The organism is Aminobacter sp. P4_H6_2 (assembly GCF_056400805.1).
Genome location: NZ_JBFUKO010000685.1, coordinates 1 through 2736, shown reverse-complemented (window position 1 = coordinate 2736; position 2736 = coordinate 1). Strand labels below are relative to the sequence as shown.

General features: G+C 59.9%; 4 protein-coding genes. 2 read left to right on the top strand and 2 right to left on the bottom strand.

Annotation, left to right across the window (positions count from 1 at the left end):
* Positions 1-504: DUF1134 domain-containing protein (locus tag AC1DUU_RS28625; protein ID WP_476786715.1), on the bottom strand; the 504-nt coding region annotated here is incomplete at its 3' end.
* 343 nt (positions 505-847) lie between these two features.
* Between AC1DUU_RS28625 and chpT the strand changes: the two genes are divergently transcribed.
* Together chpT and AC1DUU_RS28615 are read left to right on the top strand one after the other, a co-directional pair.
* Entirely contained in the window at positions 848-1477 is a 630-nt protein-coding gene (gene chpT / locus AC1DUU_RS28620; protein ID WP_476786714.1) for a histidine phosphotransferase ChpT, read from the top strand.
* 321 nt (positions 1478-1798) lie between these two features.
* Positions 1799-2167 (top strand): response regulator, encoded by a 369-nt coding sequence (locus AC1DUU_RS28615; RefSeq protein WP_476786713.1) that lies wholly within the window; start codon positions 1799-1801, stop codon positions 2165-2167.
* A 133-nt stretch (positions 2168-2300) separates the two neighbouring features.
* On the opposite strand, the gene AC1DUU_RS28610 is transcribed toward AC1DUU_RS28615, so the two are convergent.
* The coding region (locus AC1DUU_RS28610) for a response regulator transcription factor (protein ID WP_476786712.1) at positions 2301-2736 on the bottom strand (436 nt) is incomplete at its 5' end.

Genomic DNA, 2736 nt, shown 5'->3' with positions numbered 1-2736 from the left:
ACGTACCGGTACCAGCAGGATATTACCGCGCTTGAGAACGTTGAAGCCGACACCGGCAACGACATAGGCCGAACCCGCGACACCGCCATAACGATCGTAAAGATTGTTCACGTCATCGAGATTGTAGACCAGGATCATGGTGCGCGAGCCCTGCCCGCCGAAATCCCAGCCTAGCGAAGGCCCCTGCCAGTAGACCTTATGGTCGCCGGCATTCTTGGTGTAGAGCGTGCCTTCACCGTAGGTCAGGCCGCCGACAAAGGCGCCGGAACCCTCCTCGCCGAGGACATAGCCGTTCGGCAGACCGTAAGACGCGAAGACCTTTTCGACGACACTGGCGAGACCGCCCGAAGTCGAACCAAAAAAGCGATGGCCGGAATCAAGGATCTCCTGCGAGGTGTATTGCTGCGCGCGCGACGCAGATGTCGAAAATGCCAGAACGCCGACAAGGACGAACATCGCGGCAACAAGCCGGGCAAACGTCCGGCCATAGAATCGGGAAATCATGCTTCCAAATCTCCGTCTGGGAGCACACTCTCTCCGACGCCCCGGACCCGCTGCTGCTCTTGATTGGCGGCTGGCTGGTCCAACTCCGGCAAACTATGCCGTAATCCTTTTTCAACCATTAAACTGGCCTACGAAGATGGCGGATCGAAGGCATGCCCATGAGTGGGAAAGCCTTGATTTACGCAGAAAAGCAAGCATTTCACGCACCCTTTAGCTGCTGTTTCTTGCCGCATGAGGCGACGCTGTGTAACCAAGAGGACTGCAAGGCCAGCCCTGATTCGCCCAGCCGGGTGCCGTGGCCCCATTATTGTGGTTCAAGCCATTTGCCCGAGGGATGCCGTTCATGGCCGAATTGTTGACGCTTTCCGCTCCTGACCTTGCAGCACTGCTGTGCAGCCGGGTTTGCCACGACATCATCTCGCCGGTTGGCGCTATCAACAACGGTCTTGAGCTGCTCGACGAAGGCGGTGCCGACGAAGACGCCATGCGCCTCATCCGCACCAGCGCCCGCAATGCCTCGGCACGTCTGCAGTTCGCGCGCATCGCCTTTGGTGCGGCCGGCTCGGCCGGCATGTTGATCGACACCGGCGACGCCGAATCGGTTGCATCAGCCTTTTTCAAGAACGAAAAGCCGGAACTGATCTGGAGTGGCGGCCGCGCGCTCTTGCCCAAGAACAAGGTCAAGCTGCTGCTTAACCTGCTCCTGGTCGCCCATGCCGCGATCCCGCGCGGCGGCAAGCTCAACGTCCTGCTTGAAAACGTGGATACGGCGCCGAAATTCACCCTGTCGGCCAGTGGCCCGATGCTGCGCGTGCCGCCGAAGTTCCTCGAACTGCATACCGGCCAAAGGCCGGAAGAGCCGATCGACGCCCATTCGGTGCAGCCCTACTACGCGTTGCTTCTGGCACGCGAGGCCGGCATGACGATCTCGATCCATGCAACGCCCGAAGAGATCCTGCTGACAGCCGAGTGATAGCACTCGACTTTCTGTATAGCTAAAGACCAGCTTAGGACGATCGCTAGGTCATGCCTGGTGATCGCTCATGACTTGGCTGATGTTTGCGAGCATATCAGCCAGACAATCGGCGTCGATCTGCCGGTACTCCACTGCCGGTCCTCAAAAACTTGAGACCAGCCAGCGAACGCTTGGCGCGCGGCAGAAAACATCCCTTTCCGCCGATATTTCCAAGTTTTTTRCCATCCGGGTTTTCGGCTTCTTTACGCAACAACGCTAGGGTCCAAGAAACACCCCGGCGCGTCTGGCGCGCTCGGCTCCCGAAAAGAGGAACGGGATATGAAGCGCTGCCTGTTCGTCGATGATTCGAGCGTCATTCGCAAAGTCGCCAAACGCATCCTGAACGGCCCGGACCTGGCTGTCGTCGAAGCCTCGACCGGTGCTGAGGGCCTCGACATGTGCGCCTATGACATGCCTGAAATCATCGTTGTCGACGGCGCATTGGAGGATATGACGCCGGCCGACTTCATCCGCCGCGTCCGCGCCATGGACGGCCGGGTCAAACCGCAGATCGCGATCTGCCTGACAGAGGTCGACATCGGCGCCATCATGCGCGCCAAGCGCGCCGGTGCGCAAGGCTATCTGCTGAAGCCGTTCACCCGGCCGCAACTGCTCGACCGCTTCCGCGCCTTCGACGTAGCCGCCTGAACCGGCCTGGCGCAGAGGTCCGGACAAAGGTCGGCGAAGCGCAAATCGCAAGCGCTCATTCGCATGCAATGCGCTCTGGAAAAAAGAAAACCCGGCACGGAGGCCGGGTTTGACTGAAGGTAGTGCAAGAAAATCAGGCGATTTCGCGAAGCTCTTCCGGCTCACGCAGCACATAGCCGCGTCCCCAGACTGTTTCGATGAAGCTCTGGCCGCCGGAAGCAGCGTCGAGCTTCTTGCGAAGCTTGCAGATGAAGACGTCGATGATCTTCAATTCCGGCTCGTCCATGCCACCATAGAGGTGGTTGAGGAACATTTCCTTGGTCAGCGTGGTGCCCTTGCGTAGCGAAAGCAGCTCCAGCATCTGGTATTCCTTGCCGGTCAGGTGCACGCGCTGGCCACCAACCTCGACGGTCTTGGCGTCGAGATTGACGATCAGCTCGCCGGTGATGATGACCGACTGGGCGTGGCCCTTCGAACGGCGGACGATCGCATGGATGCGCGCCACCAGCTCGTCCTTGTGGAACGGCTTGGTCATGTAGTCGTCGGCGCCGAAGCCGAGGCCGCGCACC